This window comes from Vagococcus bubulae (assembly GCF_003950315.1).
Taxonomy (GTDB): Bacteria; Bacillota; Bacilli; order Lactobacillales; family Vagococcaceae; genus Vagococcus; species Vagococcus bubulae.
Genome location: NZ_NGJT01000003.1, coordinates 84,598 through 104,100, shown reverse-complemented (window position 1 = coordinate 104,100; position 19,503 = coordinate 84,598). Strand labels below are relative to the sequence as shown.

The window sequence follows — 19,503 nt, the reverse complement described above, 5'->3', positions numbered from 1 at the left end:
GTTCATAGATAAGACAAACACAGCAAACAGTAGCCGCTGATGTTGATGTTGTGATTATCGTTAAATCTATCTTCCTCCTAATAGAAGAATAGAATATATTAACCATTTACAGTTACTCCCTTTTCTGTAAGTGGTTTTTGTTTTTTTACAATAGAATAAATAATCAAATATTGGTTATTAAAAGACCAATTAACGGCATTTATTAATGGAATATTTTTTACTATACTAGGTTTATAGATAAGATAAACACAGCAAACAGTAGCCACTAATGTTGGTGTTGTGATTATCGTTAAACCTATCTTCCTCCTAATAGAAGAATAGAATAGATTAACCACTTACAGTTACTCCCTTTTCTGTAGGTGGTTTTTTTATATAAAAATATTACATTTTACATGTATAAAAATTCATAAAATGGTTGCTTTTTTTATTATTATGCATTATTATACATAGAAATAAGAATTTTTTAAAAAAGGAGGGGTATTATGCATATTATTTTGGAGATGGGAATCAATTTAGATTTTGGTAAAATGGTAAAATGGATTCCAACATTTATAGATGGAATGATTGTAACTATTACATTGTCGTTATTAACAGTAGTTTTTGGAACGATTTTAGGGTTAGTCGCAGTCATGTTAAAACAATCATCAAAAAAAATATTAAATATTTTAGCTAATATTTATACAAAAGTCATTCGAGGAACGCCATTATTAGTACAATTATATATTTGGTTGTATGCTTTTCCACTTATAGGAATCACACTTCCGGCGATACCAAGTTTAGGGGATACATTTGGGACAAGAGAATTTTTAACGGCAATTGTGGCATTAGCTATTAACTCTGGTGCATATATATGCGAGTTATTACGTGGAGGACTTGAGGCGATTGATAAAGGTCAAATGGAAGCAGGTAGATCACTTGGATTAAGTAAAAAGCAGACGATGAGATATATTATTATCCCACAAGCGATTAGGGTTATACTACCAGGTTTAGGAAATGAATTTGTGGCGATGATAAAAGAGTCTTCGATTGTGTCAGTTGTAGGTATTTTTGATGTTATGTATACGAGTAATATTGTTAAAGCTGCGACCTATTCAATTTTTGAACCATTAATTATCGTAGCATTTATCTATTTTATATTGACATCTATACTAACAGATTTAATGGGAAAACTAGAAAAGAAATTAAGTGTTTATGATTAGTTGTTCATTTAATGGATATTAATAATAGGAGATGATAGGATGAAAAAGTTAGGGAAATTAGTCAGTATGATGATACTCGTAGGGATACTTGTTGGGTGTTCTAATAGTAGTCAGTCAGAAACGTCTGCTACAGATAGCAAAAAAAATACAGGAGAGAATCAATTAGAACAAATAAAATCTCGTGGTAAATTGGTGATTACAACGTCGCCTGATTTTCCACCAGCTGAATTTTATATAGTAAAAGATGGAAAAAAAGAAGTAGTTGGAAATGATATTGCCCTTTCTCAAGCAATTGCTGATGAGATAGGTGTTAAATTAGAAATCAAAGCGACTGACTTTAGTAGTGTATTAGCAAATATTCAAACAGGAAGTGTTGACTTTGGTATTTCATCATTTGTTGGAACAGATGAAAGAAAAGAAGTTATGGATTTTTCTGATGGCTATTTTCAAGAATCATCTGATGGGTTTCAAGGGATTATGATGACCAAAGAAAATGCAAAAAAATATAAAACGTTAGATGAGTTAAAAAAAGCTAAGTTAACTGTCGGAGCTCACTCAGGCTCTATTCAATATGAGCTAGCTAAAACAATTACAGATGAAAATAAAGTCAAACATTATGGGACTACTGATGCTACCATTTTAGCTCTTAACTCAGGGGATGTGGATGCACTAACCGTTTCAAGTTCGAGTGTTGAGCCAATGCTTGATTCATTTCCTGATTTGACTATCTTGCCTCAAGATTCTTTTGATTTAGATAAAGAAGGGAAGTATTCATTAAATGTTATTGGTTTTCCAAAACAACATAATAATACAGAGTTAATTGAGATAGTTAATCGTGTCATTAAGGAAAATAAAGATAATGGAAACATTGCAAAATGGCGTGATGAATACACCAAATTATCCGCCGAAGCAGTCGAATAATAAAAACAAAAAAACATTGATAGCATAAGTAAGTCTTATGTTTCAATGTTTTTTATTATACTAGAACCATAGGCCAATAAAAAATAGAATGACTTGAAATAAAGCAATCATACCTAGATTTTTAATAGCTAATGGAAATGTTTTTGTTTTGATTTGCTTTTTTGAGTATATCAGTGTGTTTTGCCAGATTTTTGGGAAAACAATCCAAATACCAAGTAAAGTGATAGGAACAATATGTAATATCACGCCAATTGTGGCAAAAACAAATGATAAAATGACTAGTGTTTTAAATAAAGTGACAGCTCGTTTTTTACCAATATAGAAAACGAGTGTATGACGATTATTTAAAATATCTTCTTCCATATCACATGTATTGTTAGCTAACATCAAGTTTGAAATAGCTAGAGCTGTAGGTAATGATAAGATAGCCACATTTATAATAAAGTTCCAATTAAATGGTACAATATCAAATAGATTGAGATAAACACAAATTAAAGGAATGACGATACCCATTGTGATTCCAGATGTGATTTCACCAACAGGTAAACTAGAAAGTGGTTTTGGACCAGCAGAATAGCTAATTCCAATAAAATAGCTAAACATCCCTAACCATAAAATGACCCAATTTGTTTGTGAGGCAAGATACACACCAATGAGGGCAGAGATAATAATTAAACCTAACATGATATTACGTACAAGAGTGAGTGATAAATTTTCTCGTCCGATAATATTGGTTTCTTCTTTATAATTATGATGATCTGTTGCATGATGATAATCCATGTAATTATCCAAAATATCAACAGCCATATTAAATAATAGCATTGAGATAAAAAATAAGAACATGTATAATGGTTTAACTTGTTGATAGTGATACCACGAGTATAAAAATCCCATAATAAATGGGAAAACGCTCGCTGCTTTTGCTTTTAGCTCGATTAATTCGGCAAATACTTTAAAATTCATTCGTAAACTCCTTCACATTTTATCCACTGTTTATTATACTGTTAGAGTAAGGTTTTTTCAAAAATGAGTGATTGAAATTTAATGATTACTTGTTTATTGTACATTATATAAGTTTATAGGAGGCCGCTATGACTGTTCATCCATTGTGGGAGATATATCCTGCTGTCCAAAAAGATTTGATTGAAACAAAGCGTGTCATGGAAAAGTCAGTTAAAATTAGAAACAAAGAGATTACTGCAACACTGCAATTATTTTTTGGTGCTGGTGGCAAATTATTACGCCCAGCATATTTTTTATTGTTTTCAAAGTTTGGCACAATAGAGTCAGATAAAAAACGTTATCGTATGGCAGCCTCATTAGAAATACTCCATGTTGCAACGCTTATTCATGATGATATTATTGATGATTCTCCAGTACGCCGCTCAATGCCGTCTGTTCAAGCATTGTATGGTAAAGACATTGCTGTTTATACAGGGGACTTTTTATTTACAGTGTACTTTCATTTATTGACTAACGCGACAAATGATTTAAAAACCATATCGTTAAATGCCCAAAGTATGAAACGTATCTTAGTTGGAGAATTAGATCAAATGAATTTACGCTATAATACGGATATTACAGTGAAACAATATTTTCAACATATTAAAGGTAAAACGGCTCAGTTATTTGAGTTTTCTTGCTATGAAGGAGCGCATTATGCTCATGCTCCTAAGACAATTCAACTACAGGCTAAACGAATTGGGTATAATATTGGAATGGCATTTCAAATTATGGATGATATTCTTGATTATAAATCGACAGAAGAAGACATGCAGAAACCTGTTTTTGAAGATATGAAAAATGGCTATTACACGTTACCACTTATTTTAGCAATGAATGAAAATCGTGCAGCATTTTTACCCTATTTAGAGAAAAAAACAGACTTGTCTAACCAAGAGATGAAGGAAGTCCAAACGTTAATTGAAACATATAAAGGTATTGAAAAAGCAGAAGTCATTGCAGAGCGTTTCACTAATAAAGCTTTAACAAGTATCAACAAATTACCAGATAGAGAAGAAAAAGATATTTTGTATCATGTGACAGAAGTATTATTAAATCGAAATAATTAAAAACATCATCTAACTTTCAAGTAGGGGAAGTTAGATGATGTTTTTTTATCTGGTTAAGCGAGTTGTAGTAAACTTGCAGAAAGAGGGACAACGATGACAGTAATGACTCCCACTAGAATCATAGAAATACTCGCCATGGCAGCTTCTGTTTCACCAAGTTCAATTCCAACTGATACTCCTAAAGCATGTCCGGCAGATCCAAGAGCTAGACCTTTGGCAATAGGGTTGTTAATATGAAAGAATTTTAAAGCCATCTTACCAGTTGCGTAAATGATAACAGCATTGAAGATCACCGCAAAAGCGGTTAAAGACACAATCCCATTCATTGATTCAGAAATTGGAACAGCAATAGCTGTTGTTGCTGCTTGCGGTAGGAGAGAGACCATCATTTGTGGATGCATACGAATTAATTTTCCCACAGCGACAATACTTGTGACAGATACAGCTGATCCAATAGTGATGGCAGCCACAATTTCCAACCAATATTTTTGTAATAGCTCTCTTTTTTTATAAAGAGGAATAGCAAAGGCAATGGTTGCAGGTTCTAAAAAGAAGCTAATCACATTACCACCTTGATTATATTGCTCGTAATTAATACCTGTTACTTTTAAAATAATCACACCTAAAATCATGGCAACAAATAGTGGTGTGAATAAGAAAAATCCTTTTGTTTTTTTGAATAAAAAGGTTCCAATTCCAAAAGCAACGAATGAAATAACAATCCCAATGTATGGAGTCATTATCTTTGCACCTCCTCTAAATGTTGTTTTTTAAGAAATGCCAATTTTTTCTCTTTAGAACTAGATTTTTCTTTAACTCCTAATAGGTAAGATGCACTCCAACCAGTAATAGCAAGAATGACAAAGGTTGCAATAAAAATGACTGCTAAAATTGGTACACCGTAAACTTTTAAAATATCTAATGAGTTGTATAAAGAAATACCAGAAGGAACAAATAGGAAAGAAATAATACCAGTTAAACTTGTTCCTAGTCCTTCAACTTGCTCTAGCTTCACAACATTAGTGCTTAATGCGACAAATAGAAGAATTAACCCAATAACAGATGCTGGCATAGGGATAGGTAAGATGAAGGCAATTCCTTTAGAAATGAGCATAATGGCTGCAAAAATAAATGCTTGGTGTAAGAATGAATAAACTTTTTTTTCCATTTGTAAAACTCCTTTTCACTGATTCATTTGATACATTGAGTATAGGTTAGAAGCGCCGATTTGTGTGGCATTTGACGTGAAACGTAAAAATGTAAGCGTATAATACAAAAAATCACTCCCAAAATGCATGAAGCAAAAAGGAGTGATTTTATTTAGGATAAGCCAATCATTTCTTTGAATGGTTTGACGTAGGATCTGCTGACAGGTACTTTTAATCCATTATCTAGTGTGACTTGTAATGTATTGTTAAACCATGGCTGAATTTCTTGGATTTTTGTCGTATTTAAAATAAAACTTCGATGCGTTTTGATAAAAATATCTGTTGGTAATCGTGTTTCGATTTTACTTAAACTACCGCTAGTTTGATAGGTTTCATTTTCTGTATGGACGCTGAGTTCTTTATCTTCAACAGAAACTAAATAGATATCTTTTGGATGAACTAAGAAAATACGGTCTTCACCTTGTATAGGAATAGCGTCAATTGACTCTGTTTTCTTTTTGGGAGAGGTGTCAGAAACCTTAATGATAGAAATGGCTTTATCAAGCGCTTCATGGACAATAGCCTCATCAAATGGTTTTAAAATATAATCCATAGCATTGACCTTAAAAGCTTTTAATGCATAGTCATCGTAGGCAGTAGCGAAAATTAGATAAGGAGGTTTCTTTAATTTTTTTAATTTAGTAGCTAGATCAAACCCACTTTCATCGGTCAAATGAATATCTAAAAAGATAATATCTGGTTTTTTATCCATTATTTGCTCCATTGCTTCTTCAACAGAATCAGCTTCGGCAGTGGAGGAAATACTAGGATGTTGCATCACTAAATAAGCGAGTTCCTCGCGAGCAAGAGGTTCATCATCAACAAGTAAGACATGTATCATAAATTATCATTCCTTTAAATTAAAGTGGTTGAATTGTTTGTTTCGATTAGTGGCATAGTTAAAGTAAATACTGCACCACTATCTAAATTATTCTGTACATTAAACTCAGCTTGTTCACCAAACAAATTAGTCATCCGTTTTGAAAGATTTTCTAGTGCTGTGCCAGTTCCTTTTTTTGACACAACAGCTTCTTTTCCTAGATGAGTTAATCTCTCATCAGGGATACCTAAGCCGTTATCTTTCACACTGATAATCAATTTTTCTTGTTTTTTATAGATTGAAACGTGAGCATGATTCTTTTCTTTTCTTGATCCAAAAGCATGTTTGATGGTGTTCTCCACTAAAATTTGGACGGCATATGGAGGAACAACGTAGTGCGTCAAGGTATCATCAACATCAAAAGTAACCGTGTAGCGATTTGGAAATCGTGCTTGCTCTAGTGACAGGTAGGCATCTACTTGTGCTAATTCCTGTTTTAAAGGAATGAGTGTTTGTCTTGCGCCTTGCAAATTTCCTCTAAAATAAGTACTTAACTGAAGTAAGAGTGTTCTAGCTTTGTCACTATCTTTTCTCATTAATGCAGAGATGGTATTGATTGCATTAAAGAAAAAATGTGGATTTACTTGTGCTTGTAATGATTTAATTTCTGCTTCTTTTAATAACTTGGATTGCACTTCTGCTTCACCTAACTCGATTTGTGTGGAAAAAATAGTACCCAATCCCTTGGCAAGTTGTTCTTCTACATGAGTAAGTTGACTAGCATCAGTAAAATACATTTTTAACGTTCCTACAATTTTTTTATGAACAAATAGAGGAATCACAATCGCCGCTTCGAGAGGGCAATTTGGATTTGAACACCCAATATGTTCTTTATGATGAACGATAGAGAGCTTACCATGTTTCAATACATCTTTTGATAACTCAGTAATTACTTCTAGTTCAGGAATATGGTGATCACTGCCCGCACCATAATGAGCAAGTATTCGGTGAGTATCTGTTATACTAATCGCGCTCACCTTAGTATAATGTTGAATAATAGTTGCAACTTCTTGTGCTGAGTGTTCATTTAAACCTTCCCTAAAGTAAGGCAGTGTCGCAGCAGCTAACTCTAATACATCGTGTGTTTGAACGGCTTTAGCTTGCTCTTCTTGTTGTAAGGTAGTAGTCAAAATAGATAAGAATATAAATGTTCCAGTACTATTTAATATAATCATAGGAAGGGCAATAAAGCTTACTAAGTTCATCCCTTGTTGTAAACTTCCACCGCTAAACAACATAATAAATAACATTTGAACTACTTCCATAAGAGCTCCAATAAGAGCTGCTTGAGTCGCAGTAGGAAACTGTCCCTTTTTGGTTAGTTTTTTTCCAAGCCAACCTGATAAAAAACCAACTAGAAGAGAGGAGGGAATATAAAATAGACTGTAATGACTCCCTTGAATAAAACGATGGGTTCCAGCAATTAACCCCACCATCCCACCGACAAAAGGTCCTCCAACAATACCTGAAACCCCAATAGCTAATGTTCTTGTATTAGCTATTGAGACATTATCATGTAGATTCGTTAAAATGCTACTAGGAACAATTTGATTGTCTTTGATTTCAATTCCAGTAAAATTTGAAATAATGGCAAATAGGCTAAAAATAATTGCAAGCTGTAACTTAGATTGATATTTGTCCCGACTTAATAGTATTTTTTTAAAGTAGGGGACGTTTACTAATAAAAAAGCAAGCAGAATAATTAATCCGACACGCTCCATCATTAGGATAAATAATTCCACCATAATGTTAAAACTCCTTTAATGATTTAGTCATAGTGTAGCATAAAAAATTTTCAAAAAGAGGAAACATAACACAAAAAAAAACGCATTGATTGAGAAATTCTCTTTCAATACGTTTTTTAAATTATTTAACCATACCCCATTTACTAGGTGGCCAAAAGGCAATTTTTGACTTGCCGATAATATTTTCTTTTGGAATAAATCCCACTTCAGGGAAACGACTATCTTTTGAATTTTGGCGATTATCTCCCATTACAAAATAAGTATTTTCTGGGACTGTGTCCTTACCAGTTACTGATTTTAATGTAAAATCATACGTTAAGTTGTCATTAGGATTTGTTTCTTTTAAATCAGCTTTTTTTTCATCTAAGTAAGGCTCGTCTACTTTTTCTCCATTAATATATAAGACATCGTCTTTGTATTCAACAGTATCACCAGGCATTCCGATAACACGTTTGACGTAATTTTTTGATGGGTCATCTGGGGCCACTAAAGAGACAATGTCAAATCGTTTTGTGTCACCCATTTTTAAAGCGATATTTCTTTCGCCATCTACAAGTGTTGGCATCATTGATTCTCCACTAACTGTCACGGGAGTAAATACAAAGACACGTAGTAACACAAGTGCGATAACTAAGAAAATATACCAGATTAAATCCTTAATCCATGTTGATTTAGTCATAATAAACCTCCTATTCATTTAGTTCCTATTTCGCAGAATAGATAACTAACAAGGATTATTATACGATAGATTAAACAGAAAGTCATTTAATTAATGTGTAGTAATAGACAATTTCTTTTAAGAATATTAAGCTATTTTTTGAAATGTGTTTAGTATAATACTTAGTAAAACGGTCATCTGCTAGATACATATCAAGCATTTGTCTATGATAGTCAGGAGAGTAAATAGGGCTAGCAAGTGATAACCATTCTTTATGTGATAAAAAAGCGTCTTTTGCTAATGGATGAGTAACATCAGTAATGGATTGTTTTTCTAAGTCATTTAATTGAATAAAAAGCGTTTCTTCTACTTTTTTTAGTTTAGAATAATCTTCCTCAGATAAGTTCATCCAGTTATTATTATATTGTTCAATGGTTTCTTCATCATAGTTTTGCTGTAATTCCTCACCATATATTTTCTTGTTGTCTTGTAGTTGTTGTTGTTTAAATGCAGTAAATTTTTCTTCATTTGTCATAGTAATTTCTCCTTTATAGTAATGAATGGTTTGGTCTAAAGAGTGAATTAAAGTCTCTAGTTGTTCTTTTTGTGTGACAAGTTTATCAAAATGCTTAGATAAGGAATCAACTACTTGAGTAGTATCTGTTGATATAAGTAACTTAATTTCATCTAATGGAAAATTGAACTGCTTATAAAATAAAATTTGTTGAAGTAAATCAAGTTCTTTGTCATCGTAAAAGCGATAGCCATTCTCAGCTATACTAGCAGGTTTTAATAAATCAATACTGTCATAGTAGCGTAATGTTCTTGTTGTGACTCCAGATAATTTAGCTAATTCAGTTATCGAATACACTGTATTTCCTCCTTTCAATAAGTAGTATATGGCTTGACGTTGCGTCAAAGTCAATAAATGAAATACTATCTTTTAATTTGTTTTTATCGTAGAATAAGTTATATAACGTTCAGTGGGGTGAGAATATGGTTGACTTGTGGCGACGCATGAAAGCAAATGATAGTGTTCGACGAACGATAGTTTTATTAATCATTTGTTCAGGATTATATTTGATACGTAATATACTTAGTTTGATTTTATTAACGTTTATTTTAACGTATTTAATCATTCGAGGAGTAGAGGGCATACACCATTTAACCAAACTACCTAAAAAGTTAGTTGCCGTAGTGATGTATTTATTGATTATCATTTTTTTGTACTTCTCAATCACAGTATATGTACCAAAATTATTTAATCAAACCATTCAGATGATTGAAGAGGTATTTACATTTTATCAAAAAGCCGATACTAATAATAAATTATATGAATGGATTGCTAAAAATGTTGGATTTAATGAAATAAAACAACAATTAACAACAGGTGCTAAGGTGGTATTTACTACTATTACAAGTATTGGATCGATGGGAATTACGTTTGTGATGTCTTTGATATTGAGTTTCTTCTTTATTATTGAAAAAGACTGGGTGACAGAATTTGGTCAGGCTTTTTTCAAAAGTAAAATAGGATTATTTAGTCAAGATGTTGCTTATCTAGGTAAAAAGTTTGTTAATACGTTTGGTGTTGTCATTGAGGCACAATTTATTATTGCGATAGTCAATACTATATTAACTATCATAGGATTAATTTTTATGAAATTTCCGCAAGACCAATTACTTAGTTTAGCATTGATGATATTTATATTAAGTTTGATACCGGTAGCTGGCGTCATTATTTCTTGTATTCCGTTATCACTTATTGCTTACACGGTGGGTGGTATTCAGGATGTTATCTATATTTTGATTATGATTATGATTATTCATGCAATAGAGTCTTACTTATTAAATCCTAAATTAATGAGTAGTAAAACAGACTTACCTATTTTTTATGTTTTTGTGATTTTGATGTTTTCAGAGAAGTTTTTTGGAGTGTGGGGATTGGTCATTGGAATACCAGCCTTTGTTTTCTTACTTGATTTATTAGGTGTTAAAGTAGATCATAAGAAACCACCAGTTATTCCACAAATAAATCAACCTAAATAAAAAAGCGTTGTTTTCTTTTTTCAAGAGAACAACGCTTTTTATTTAAAATACATCAGGGTTTTTATAGTTCCGTAATTTAATTGCCGTAATAAGTTCTGAAATACCTGAGAGTGCTAGAACAATACCAAAGAATTGAAATAGAACAATCAAACTACTAAATGGTTTAAACAAGATGACAATACCTGCTATGAGTAAAGCAACCCCATAGATCAACATAGGAACATAGCTAATATTGACATATTGCCTTAAATTTAATGCACGAGAAATGCGTGTTGCCCCACCAATGATAATTAAAATACCTAAGAATACAGGTAAAATGCTAGCAATTGGTTTAGCAAACAACCAAATAATCAAGGCAATAATGAAGTAAAAAATGCTCATAGATATTTGGTTGTTTTGTTTGTTTTTTAGTGAACTGATTAGGTTGATAATTCCTAATAAAACATTGTACCCAGCAATTAAATAAACAGCCATGTTAAACAATTGGTTTGGTCTTAAGACAATTAAAATACCTATTAATAAATAGATAATTCCCCGTGAAAAGGCATGACGTTGGATGGAACGAAATAGTGAAGACATACAATCACTCCTTAATTAGATTCGTTTAGTGTTATTATACGTGTGTTTCAAAAAAATAACCAATAAAAAGATAAAACTACCCTACTTCATGTTATTCCTTATCAGAAGTAGGATAGCCTCATTACATAGAACCTTTAAAAACGTGTTTATTTTTTACAAAATAGTCAATACCAGAGTAAATGGTAGCAGCTAAGCAGACATATAAGAAAATTTGATCAAGTGGTAGATTAATGGCATTAAATGGCACATTGCCTAACAATAATAAGATGATAGCAACCATTTGAGTGGCAGTTTTTATTTTACCAGGCCATGCAGCAGCCATCACTTCACCATCTTCTACTAATAATAAACGTAAGCCAGTAACAGCTAGTTCACGACAAACAATGATAGCAACCACCCAAGATGGTGCAAGACCTTGACCAACTAATATGATAAAAGCAGTCATGACTAACATTTTATCTGCTAGAGGATCAGCAAACTTTCCAAAATTTGTTACTAGATTATGTTTTCTAGCAATTTTTCCATCTAACCAATCTGTAATACTTGCTACAGCAAAGATAATGGCAGCAACTAGTTGGGAAATAAGTAGTGGGCTTCCTAATACATCAATTGTCCCCCAATTTAGTGGAGCCAAAGCGACAATCATAAATAATGGAATCATACATATTCTGATAACTGTCAACTTATTTGGTAAATTCATTTATAAAACAACCTTCCTTTTTATTCATTTTCTTTAGTGGTGGTAGCAAAATCAATGGTAATGATTTTTTTACCAGTTGTTGGATTAGCTTTGTTAAAAGCTAATTCTTGATCGTTGACTTTAACAGATAGATTATTAGAAGCACCAACAATAATATCAATTCCTGTTGCGTCTTCAGGTACAATGGAACTAATTTCTTCACCGGGTTGTAAAGTATATTGATAATAAATGGCATTTGTTCCACTTTGCTGTAAGCCGATCCAAACAGGTCCTTCTAAAGCAGTGAAATCCAATTTTATAGGAGTGGACACATTACTTCCAGAATAAGTCACTAAATCAATTGAATCTGACGTGATTTTAAACTTATTATCAGTTGTCTTCTTTTTAGAAGAATCTTTTGTTTTTTCACTACTTTCAGTAGAATCAGGTTGCGAACTACTTTCTGTCGTACTTTCTTTGGAATCATTCCCAATAACAACTGCTTTTTCAGGTTTTGGTACTAAAGGCCCACTAGCAATATCTAATCGCATAGCATAAATAATGGTTCCGATAATCGCAATAACAACTAAAGAAAGCAGTGTTACGGGTAGGTAATCTTTAAAAGTGGGTTGTTTTTTCTTTTTTTTACGGTGTTTTTCTTTACGAGAACCCCTTATAGGCTTAGTTTGAGGTAGTTCCTCTTGTGTATCATCAGGCTTTCCTTCAAATCGGCGAATTAGGGGACGAGCGTTTAGGCCAACAGCTTCAGCATATTGTCTAATAAATGTTCTCGTATAGTAATCACTAGGCATTGCATCAAAGTCATTAGCTTCAATAGCAGATAGGTAGCGACGCTGAATTTTTGTGATTTTTTGTAAATCTTCTATTGTTAGCCCTTTTTCTAGTCGGGCTTTTTTTAATTGTTCACCGATTGTATCCACGGGAGCTTACACCTTTCTTTCTCATTTTATTAAATAGACCAGCCACCTGTTAGTGGAATCGTTGTGCCTGTCATGTAAGATGCGTCACTACTAAGTAAATAGGAGACAAGTGAGGCAACTTCTTTTGGATGAGCTAGTCGATTAAGTGGTATGTCTGAGCGTAGTGTTTCTTTTTCTTCTTTAGACCATAAAGCATTCATGTGGGTATCTACTGCTCCAGGAGCGACAGCATTTACAGTTAAATTCATGGAGGCAACTTCTTTTGCGTAGGATTTAACAAAAGCAATTTGAGCCCCTTTAACTGTACTATACATAACTTCCATTGAACTGCCAATCAGACCATAGACTGAACTGATAAAAACAATTTGACTATGGGAGTGTTGCGTTAATTTTGGTTGGCATAATTGACATAACCTGATGGGATTGTAAACATGAGTAAGCCATAAATATGTCATCTCATCAGGTGTTGTGTCAGAAAGTAATTTGTATACCGTATCTCCATGAGCAAAAACAATAGCATGAAGTTGAAACATATTTTGGATTAGTTCTTCCACAGAATTTGGAGAGCTTAAGTCAGCTTGAAGAGCAAAGAAATCCTGTTTTGGGTATTGCAAGATCAAGTCAGATAGTAACGACTTCATTTTTTGTTCATTGCGAAAATAATGGCAATAGACTGAATAACCTTTCTTTGCTAACTGTTTTACACATGCTTCACCAATGTCACCACTTGCACCAGTTACTAAAACATATTTCATTATTTTGCTACCTTTCTTCGGGATAAATGAAGAAACGACTTAGTGCTTCTGGTCTGATAAATGATTGTTGGACTGCTTTAATATCACTTAATTCAATACTGTTAATGACAGTAACTAAATCAAATAACGTAGTCTCACCATATTTCATACCACTAAATTGGTTGGCAATATATTCAAGTGAATCTAAAGATTTTAAATGTTTTCCAATCATTTTTTTCTTAGCTAAATCTAAGTTTTGTTTTGTTAATTCAGGACTATCCTCAGATTTTAATAAGTAATTGATAATTTGATTGGCAAATCGTTCTGGCTCATCTGTATCTGAGCTAAAATCTGCAAAATGGAAGCTACGATCGAACGAAAATTCGAAAGAGAAGCTATCATCAATTAAACCACTATTATACATAGCTAGATAATTTTTAGAACTCATGCCAAACAATAATTGTAATAATAATTGAATGGTTGTCTGGTATTTCAATCGTTCGAAACCATCATCAGGTGGTGTGTCAAGTCCTTTTAAGCCAACAACAGCCTTAGGTCGATTGACAGATAATGTAATGCTATCTTCTTTAATAATATCTTCAACGGTTTCTTTAGGAAAATGACGTTTAATGTCAGTCGCTTTTGGAAATTCTTTTGCAGCTTGATTCTCTTTAATAAAAGCCATCATTTCTTCAGGATTCATTTTACCAACAATAAAGAGGTTCATGTTACTTGGGTGATAGAAGGTGTTGTAACATAAATACAAATCTTCAGCAGTGATTGGTTCAATACTTTCGATTGTCCCTGCGATATCGATATGTAAGGGATGTTTCGGATACATATTATTTAAAATGCCAAAAAATAATCGCCAATTTGGTTCATCTTGATACATTTGAATTTCTTGACCAATAATCCCTTTTTCCTTTTGAACAGATTCTTCTGTAAAGTAAGGACTTTGAACAAAATCGATTAATGTTTCGACATTTTGCATCACATTATCAGTACTTGAGAATAGGTAGCTTGTGCGAGTAAAACTTGTAAAAGCATTTGACGCAGCTCCTTGTCGTCCAAACTTTTGGAAAACATCTTCGTCTTCTTTTTCAAATAACTTATGCTCCAAAAAATGAGCAATGCCATCGGGAACAGTTACTAAGTCTTTCTGCCCAATAGGAACAAACTCACTATCGATTGAACCATAATTTGTTGTAAATAATCCATATGTTTTATGGAAGTCTTCTTTTGGTAGTAACATGACTTCTAAACCATTAGGTAGGACTTCGGTATAAAGTGTTTCGTTAATTGAAGGATAATAGTTTTTTTCATGTTATTTTCCTCCTTCCATGAAATAAACTGCTTGTAGATTGATTCCTGTTGCTACATCTTGTACATCTTCTTTTGTGACAGCGTTCATTTTCTTCATCCATTCCTCTTGAGACAAATCTGCGTAAGGAACATTTGAGAACAGATAGTGTTGTTCGACAACAGCACGTTGATTATCAGATGATAGTAAGTATTGATTGATTAACATTTTTTTTGTTTGCTCAAGTAATTCATCTGAAAACTCACCAGCAGTCATGTCTTTTAATTGCTCATTAACCAAACGTAAAACACGTTCACGATTTGAACTATCAATCCCAGTTTGGACACTAATAAATCCACGGAAAGGGTCAATTGAACTACTAGCATAATAAGCTAAACTATGTTTTTCACGAACATTTAAGAATAATTTGGAATGTGGAAATCCTCCAAATAGTCCGTTAAAAACCATTAAAGGAAAATACATGTCATCATGATAATAAATATCACAGTGGTATCCGATATTTAATTTTGATTGAACAACTGGTAACACTTCACTTTTTTGTTGGATAATATTTTTAAAAGGTTGCTTATAAAATAAGTCAGTTTTGATTTCATCTCTATCAATAAATCCAAAATCTTTAAAACAACGTTCGACATAGCCCTCTTCAACATCGCCACTTACTAGAATATCAATTTTGTCATGAGCAATCATGTCGGTATAATATTCAGCAATAGACTCAGGTGTTTCTTGTTTGATTTGTTCAATATCTCCAAAACTTGGTGTTTTTTGATTTTTATTATCAGAAAAGAAAAGATTTTGTAAAGACATGGCAGCATAAGTTTGCTTATCGTCAAAAATTGATTCAATATCAACTATTAAGTTTTCTTTTTCACGAGCAAAGGTTTCAGTATCAAAGGCATTATTTTTAATATTTGGGTTAAAAATAATTTCCTTTAAAAATTCGACAGAATCTTCTAAAATAGACACGCCATTTGGTGCGATGTTATCATTTATCACATTTAAACCGATGCTTAAATAATGTTGATTACCTGTACGATTCACACTAACATAAAACCCTGCACCGTATAATTCAGCTAATTTTTTACTAAGTGCTACTTGATCAGGAAAGTTTAAACTATTTGTTTCCATTAAACTGGCAAGTAAAGAACGTTTACTACTTGTTATCGCATCAAGAGGTGTAGCGAAACGAACGACAATACGAACAGTTTTGTATTTATTTGTAGGAATAATATGTAAATTCACTTGGTTATTTAATTTAATTGTCATAAAAAAAACTCCTTTAATTATCGTCACATGATGTCTTTCTAAAATGACGATACACTCTCTAGATTACCAAAAATAAGCAAGGTAAGATAGGAAAAAACATTGAATTTCATGTTTTTGATTAAAACTTAACAAAATTGTAATGCTCACAATAAATATACATGATTACAATATATTATCATATATTACAACAGTGTTACATGTCAATTTATTATAAATGATTTTTTGAAAAAAGTTTGCTATAATATGGAAATGATTGGAGGGGTATAAATGGTAAAAGAATTTAAGGAATTTATCGCACGTGGTAGTGTGATAGATATGGCTGTTGGTATTATTATTGGGGGTGCATTTACAAGTGTTGTCAATGCATTAGTTGATGGGATGATCACGCCGATTATTGGTGTGATAATTAGTTTTCTATTCCCAGGAGCAGAAACAGTAGAAGATGCTACGAAAGGTTTGACATTTATCGTCAATGGCGTAACGTTTGACTATGGTAAACTGATTTCAGCTATTATCACATTTTTAATTACAGCGTTTGTTTTATTTATTATTGTTAAGTCTGTTAATAAAGCAGAAACATTAATGAGTAAACCAGAAGAAGAGGCTGAACAAAAAGAAGAAGAAACAGCCGAAACAACAGAAGATGTGTTAAAAGACATTCGTCAATTGTTAGCTAATCAAGCAGCTGATACAAAAGAAAAAGAAGTAACTGAAGACAAAAAATAAACCATGAGGAGTTTAACTCCTCATGGTTTTTTATTTACGTTTTTTTTCAAATAATGGACTAACTGGTTTGTTCTCATGGATGCGTTTGATTGCATCTCCCATTAATTCGCCAACACTTACTGTTTCGATTTTATCAGATTTTTTCTCTTCTGGTAAAAGGATAGAGTCTGTGATGATTAATTTTTCAATCGCAGAGTTGTTAATGCGATCAATTGCTGGGCCTGATAGAACAGGGTGAGTACAACATGCAACGACTTCTGTTGCACCTTTTTCTTTAAGAGCTTCTGCAGCTAGGGTAATCGTACCAGCTGTATCAATCATGTCATCGATAATAACACATTTTTTCCCTTTAACTTCACCAATGATATTCATTACTTCAGCAACGTTTGCTTTTGGACGACGTTTGTCGATAATTGCGATTGGTGATTTTAAGTTTTCTGCTAATTTACGTGCGCGAGTTACACCACCATGGTCAGGTGATACAACCACTACATCATCACCTTCGTAACCATGATCGATGAAATAGTTTGCAAGTAATGGAGCAGCCATTAAATGATCCACAGGAATATCGAAAAATCCTTGAATTTGAGCAGCATGTAAGTCTAGTGTTAGTAAACGAGTTGCTCCAGCTGTTTCAAGCATATCAGCAACGAGTTTAGATGTAATTGGCTCACGAGAGCGTGCTTTTCTATCTTGTCTTGCATAGCCATAATATGGCATAACGATATTAATAGTTTGTGCACTAGCACGTTTTAGAGCATCAATCATAATAAGTAATTCCATCAAATGGTCATTTACAGGGTTACTTGTTGATTGAATTAAGTAAACGTGACTTCCACGGATACTTTGTTCGATATTGATTTGAATTTCACCATCACTAAACTTTCTTACTTCAGACTTACCAAGTTCCACACCAACTGCATCCGCAATTTTTTGTGCTAAAGGTTTGTTTGAATTTAACGAAAAGATTTTTAACTTTGGATCAAAGTAATGATTAGACATGAGAACCTCCACTTTCTTGTTTTAACTGAGTATACACTTACATACAAATAGTAGTCATTTTCTACTAATAAATCAAGTGTTTGTTTGGAATTTATTTATTATATGGTAATTTTTTAGCATAACCGTCTAGATTTTCCTGTCTAGCACGAGCGATTCCTAAATCATATTCGTTAATGTCTTTAGTAATAGTTGAACCAGCAGCGGTCATGCTATTGTCTTCTAATGTTAACGGAGCAACAAGAATGGTTCCACTGCCGATGAAAACATGATCTCCTACTGTAATATGATGTTTGTTTTTTCCATCGTAATTAGCAAAAACAGTTCCACATCCCGTATTAATATCTTTTCCTAAAGTCGCATCTCCAACATAAGATAGATGACCAACTTTTGACCCATTGTCGATAGACGCATTTTTCACTTCAACAAAATTTCCAATATGAACGTGCTCATTTAAAACAGCATTAGGACGTAGATGAGCATAAGGTCCTACATCAGAATAATCACCAACAGTGGCTTGTTGAAGAGTAGACGATTTAATTTCTACATGATGACCAATCACACTATCAATGATGGTTGAATTTGAGCGAATGAGACAATTTTCACCAATGGTTGTGTTACCTTTAATCATAACACCAGGTTCAACAACAGTATCCGAACCAATAACCACATCTGACTCAATATATGTATTATCCGGATCAATAAATGACACGCCTTGTCTCATATGATGTTCATTGATTCGTTGTTTCATTAATTGATTTGCTTTAGCTAATGCAACACGATCATTCACTCCCATGGATTCTTCTTCTGAGTCCATAGTATAGGCTGTTACGACTTCACCTTGTTGTTTTAAAATACTAATCACATCGGGTAAGTAGTATTCCCCTTGGGCATTGTTGTTTCCAACCTTTGTTAAAGCATCAAATAAAAATTGGTTGTCAAAGCAGTAAGTTCCTGTATTAAATTCTTTTACAGCAAGTTCTGCTTCTGAAGCGTCTTTTTGTTCAACGATTTTTTCGACTAAATTTTCATCATTTCGAATGATCCGACCGTATCCTGTTGCATCTTCTGCCACTGCAGAGAGAATGGTTGCTTTGGCGTTTAATTGTTCATGATGATTGACTAATTTGGTTAATGTTTCTTTTGTGAGTAGGGGAGTATCACCACAAATTACTAGAGTTGTTCCTTCTTTATCTTTTAATAAATCAGCTGTTGCTAAAACAGCATGGCCTGTTCCTAATTGCTCAGTTTGTAAAGCGTATTTTGAGCGGTCGCCTAATTGTTCTTGCACTTTTTCAGCGCCATAGCCTACAACAGTTACAATATCTGTCGTATTTAATGGTTCGATTTGCTCTAAAACATGTTCGACCATTGGCTTTCCGGCAACAGGGTGTAACACTTTATATAGTGAGGACTTCATACGAGAGCCTTTTCCTGCCGCTAAAATAATAGCATATCTATTTTTCACGTTATTGACACTCCTTAAGTGTAGTTTTAAACACTTCATTCTAACAAAAAAAGAGCTT

General features: G+C 33.0%; 20 protein-coding genes. 5 read left to right on the top strand and 15 right to left on the bottom strand.

The window, feature by feature from the left end:
* The first annotated feature begins 482 nt into the window (after window positions 1–482).
* Both CBF36_RS02750 and CBF36_RS02745 read left to right on the top strand, forming a co-directional pair.
* Window positions 483–1,199, top strand: a complete 717-nt coding sequence (locus CBF36_RS02750) for an amino acid ABC transporter permease (protein WP_243637958.1) — start codon at window positions 483–485, stop codon at window positions 1,197–1,199.
* 39 nt (window positions 1,200–1,238) lie between these two features.
* A complete protein-coding gene (locus CBF36_RS02745; protein WP_125956406.1) occupies window positions 1,239–2,120 on the top strand; it encodes a transporter substrate-binding domain-containing protein in 882 nt (293 codons plus the stop codon).
* A 60-nt stretch (window positions 2,121–2,180) separates the two neighbouring features.
* Here the strand turns inward: CBF36_RS02745 and CBF36_RS02740 are convergent, their stop codons facing one another.
* On the bottom strand, window positions 2,181–3,083 hold the full coding sequence (locus tag CBF36_RS02740; RefSeq protein WP_125956405.1) for a prenyltransferase: 903 nt from the start codon (window positions 3,081–3,083) through the stop codon (window positions 2,181–2,183).
* Window positions 3,084–3,211: 128 nt separating this feature from the next.
* On the opposite strand from CBF36_RS02740, the gene CBF36_RS02735 reads away from it, so the two are divergent.
* Window positions 3,212–4,192: a polyprenyl synthetase family protein gene (locus CBF36_RS02735; protein WP_125956403.1), complete on the top strand. Its 981-nt coding sequence runs from the start codon at window positions 3,212–3,214 to the stop codon at window positions 4,190–4,192.
* 53 nt (window positions 4,193–4,245) lie between these two features.
* On the opposite strand, the gene lrgB is transcribed toward CBF36_RS02735, so the two are convergent.
* The 6 genes from lrgB to CBF36_RS02705 form a co-directional block, all read right to left on the bottom strand.
* Window positions 4,246–4,932, bottom strand: coding sequence for an antiholin-like protein LrgB (gene lrgB, locus CBF36_RS02730; protein ID WP_125956402.1), 687 nt, complete (start codon window positions 4,930–4,932; stop codon window positions 4,246–4,248).
* On the bottom strand, window positions 4,932–5,360 hold the full coding sequence (gene lrgA, locus CBF36_RS02725; protein ID WP_125956400.1) for an antiholin-like murein hydrolase modulator LrgA: 429 nt from the start codon (window positions 5,358–5,360) through the stop codon (window positions 4,932–4,934). Before lrgA ends, lrgB begins: the two co-directional genes overlap by 1 nt.
* A 152-nt stretch (window positions 5,361–5,512) precedes the next feature.
* Window positions 5,513–6,238, bottom strand: coding sequence for a LytR/AlgR family response regulator transcription factor (locus CBF36_RS02720; RefSeq protein WP_125956533.1), 726 nt, complete (start codon window positions 6,236–6,238; stop codon window positions 5,513–5,515).
* Window positions 6,239–6,255: 17 nt separating this feature from the next.
* Window positions 6,256–8,025, bottom strand: a complete 1,770-nt coding sequence (locus CBF36_RS02715; RefSeq protein WP_125956398.1) for a sensor histidine kinase — start codon at window positions 8,023–8,025, stop codon at window positions 6,256–6,258.
* A 121-nt stretch (window positions 8,026–8,146) separates the two neighbouring features.
* Window positions 8,147–8,704: a signal peptidase I gene (gene lepB / locus CBF36_RS02710; protein ID WP_125956397.1), complete on the bottom strand. Its 558-nt coding sequence runs from the start codon at window positions 8,702–8,704 to the stop codon at window positions 8,147–8,149.
* Window positions 8,705–8,786: 82 nt separating this feature from the next.
* Window positions 8,787–9,554 (bottom strand): MerR family transcriptional regulator, encoded by a 768-nt coding sequence (locus CBF36_RS02705; protein ID WP_125956395.1) that lies wholly within the window; start codon window positions 9,552–9,554, stop codon window positions 8,787–8,789.
* Between the two features lie 125 nt (window positions 9,555–9,679).
* On the opposite strand from CBF36_RS02705, the gene CBF36_RS02700 reads away from it, so the two are divergent.
* On the top strand, window positions 9,680–10,732 hold the full coding sequence (locus tag CBF36_RS02700; protein ID WP_125956393.1) for an AI-2E family transporter: 1,053 nt from the start codon (window positions 9,680–9,682) through the stop codon (window positions 10,730–10,732).
* A gap of 42 nt (window positions 10,733–10,774) precedes the next feature.
* Here the strand turns inward: CBF36_RS02700 and CBF36_RS02695 are convergent, their stop codons facing one another.
* From CBF36_RS02695 to yfmF, 6 genes are all read right to left on the bottom strand, one after another.
* Window positions 10,775–11,311, bottom strand: a complete 537-nt coding sequence (locus CBF36_RS02695) for an HdeD family acid-resistance protein (RefSeq protein WP_125956391.1) — start codon at window positions 11,309–11,311, stop codon at window positions 10,775–10,777.
* A gap of 121 nt (window positions 11,312–11,432) precedes the next feature.
* Window positions 11,433–12,011, bottom strand: a complete 579-nt coding sequence (pgsA, locus tag CBF36_RS02690; RefSeq protein ID WP_125956389.1) for a CDP-diacylglycerol--glycerol-3-phosphate 3-phosphatidyltransferase — start codon at window positions 12,009–12,011, stop codon at window positions 11,433–11,435.
* Window positions 12,012–12,031: 20 nt separating this feature from the next.
* Entirely contained in the window at window positions 12,032–12,931 is a 900-nt protein-coding gene (locus CBF36_RS02685) for a helix-turn-helix domain-containing protein (RefSeq protein WP_125956388.1), read from the bottom strand.
* A gap of 29 nt (window positions 12,932–12,960) precedes the next feature.
* Window positions 12,961–13,686, bottom strand: a complete 726-nt coding sequence (gene ymfI, locus CBF36_RS02680) for an elongation factor P 5-aminopentanone reductase (protein ID WP_125956386.1) — start codon at window positions 13,684–13,686, stop codon at window positions 12,961–12,963.
* A gap of 7 nt (window positions 13,687–13,693) precedes the next feature.
* Complete coding sequence (gene yfmH / locus CBF36_RS02675) at window positions 13,694–14,965, bottom strand: EF-P 5-aminopentanol modification-associated protein YfmH (RefSeq protein WP_243637961.1); 1,272 nt, start codon at window positions 14,963–14,965, stop codon at window positions 13,694–13,696.
* 24 nt (window positions 14,966–14,989) lie between these two features.
* Entirely contained in the window at window positions 14,990–16,252 is a 1,263-nt protein-coding gene (gene yfmF, locus CBF36_RS02670) for an EF-P 5-aminopentanol modification-associated protein YfmF (RefSeq protein ID WP_125956383.1), read from the bottom strand.
* A 267-nt stretch (window positions 16,253–16,519) separates the two neighbouring features.
* On the opposite strand from yfmF, the gene mscL reads away from it, so the two are divergent.
* Complete coding sequence (mscL, locus tag CBF36_RS02665) at window positions 16,520–16,978, top strand: large conductance mechanosensitive channel protein MscL (RefSeq protein ID WP_125956381.1); 459 nt, start codon at window positions 16,520–16,522, stop codon at window positions 16,976–16,978.
* Window positions 16,979–17,008: 30 nt separating this feature from the next.
* Here the strand turns inward: mscL and CBF36_RS02660 are convergent, their stop codons facing one another.
* Both CBF36_RS02660 and glmU read right to left on the bottom strand, forming a co-directional pair.
* On the bottom strand, window positions 17,009–17,980 hold the full coding sequence (locus CBF36_RS02660; protein ID WP_125956379.1) for a ribose-phosphate diphosphokinase: 972 nt from the start codon (window positions 17,978–17,980) through the stop codon (window positions 17,009–17,011).
* A 91-nt stretch (window positions 17,981–18,071) separates the two neighbouring features.
* The gene (glmU, locus tag CBF36_RS02655) at window positions 18,072–19,484 is read right to left on the bottom strand and encodes a bifunctional UDP-N-acetylglucosamine diphosphorylase/glucosamine-1-phosphate N-acetyltransferase GlmU (RefSeq protein ID WP_416340688.1); all 1,413 of its coding nucleotides are present in this window, start codon (window positions 19,482–19,484) and stop codon (window positions 18,072–18,074) included.
* Window positions 19,485–19,503: the final 19 nt, after the last annotated feature.

Excerpts from the sequence above, each read along its gene's own strand:
- CBF36_RS02715 (WP_125956398.1), bottom strand. The coding sequence starts at position 8,025 with ATGGTGGAATTATTTATCCTAATGATGGAGCGTGTCGGATTAATTATT.
- CBF36_RS02695 (WP_125956391.1), bottom strand. The coding sequence starts at position 11,311 with ATGTCTTCACTATTTCGTTCCATCCAACGTCATGCCTTTTCACGGGGA.
- mscL (WP_125956381.1), top strand. The coding sequence starts at position 16,520 with ATGGTAAAAGAATTTAAGGAATTTATCGCACGTGGTAGTGTGATAGAT.
- yfmF (WP_125956383.1), bottom strand. The coding sequence starts at position 16,252 with ATGACAATTAAATTAAATAACCAAGTGAATTTACATATTATTCCTACA.
- pgsA (WP_125956389.1), bottom strand. The coding sequence starts at position 12,011 with ATGAATTTACCAAATAAGTTGACAGTTATCAGAATATGTATGATTCCA.
- CBF36_RS02660 (WP_125956379.1), bottom strand. The coding sequence starts at position 17,980 with ATGTCTAATCATTACTTTGATCCAAAGTTAAAAATCTTTTCGTTAAAT.
- CBF36_RS02740 (WP_125956405.1), bottom strand. The coding sequence starts at position 3,083 with ATGAATTTTAAAGTATTTGCCGAATTAATCGAGCTAAAAGCAAAAGCA.
- lrgB (WP_125956402.1), bottom strand. The coding sequence starts at position 4,932 with ATGACTCCATACATTGGGATTGTTATTTCATTCGTTGCTTTTGGAATT.
- CBF36_RS02745 (WP_125956406.1), top strand. The coding sequence starts at position 1,239 with ATGAAAAAGTTAGGGAAATTAGTCAGTATGATGATACTCGTAGGGATA.
- ymfI (WP_125956386.1), bottom strand. The coding sequence starts at position 13,686 with ATGAAATATGTTTTAGTAACTGGTGCAAGTGGTGACATTGGTGAAGCA.
- lrgA (WP_125956400.1), bottom strand. The coding sequence starts at position 5,360 with ATGGAAAAAAAAGTTTATTCATTCTTACACCAAGCATTTATTTTTGCA.
- CBF36_RS02700 (WP_125956393.1), top strand. The coding sequence starts at position 9,680 with ATGGTTGACTTGTGGCGACGCATGAAAGCAAATGATAGTGTTCGACGA.
- CBF36_RS02735 (WP_125956403.1), top strand. The coding sequence starts at position 3,212 with ATGACTGTTCATCCATTGTGGGAGATATATCCTGCTGTCCAAAAAGAT.
- lepB (WP_125956397.1), bottom strand. The coding sequence starts at position 8,704 with ATGACTAAATCAACATGGATTAAGGATTTAATCTGGTATATTTTCTTA.
- CBF36_RS02750 (WP_243637958.1), top strand. The coding sequence starts at position 483 with ATGCATATTATTTTGGAGATGGGAATCAATTTAGATTTTGGTAAAATG.
- glmU (WP_416340688.1), bottom strand. The coding sequence starts at position 19,484 with ATGAAGTGTTTAAAACTACACTTAAGGAGTGTCAATAACGTGAAAAAT.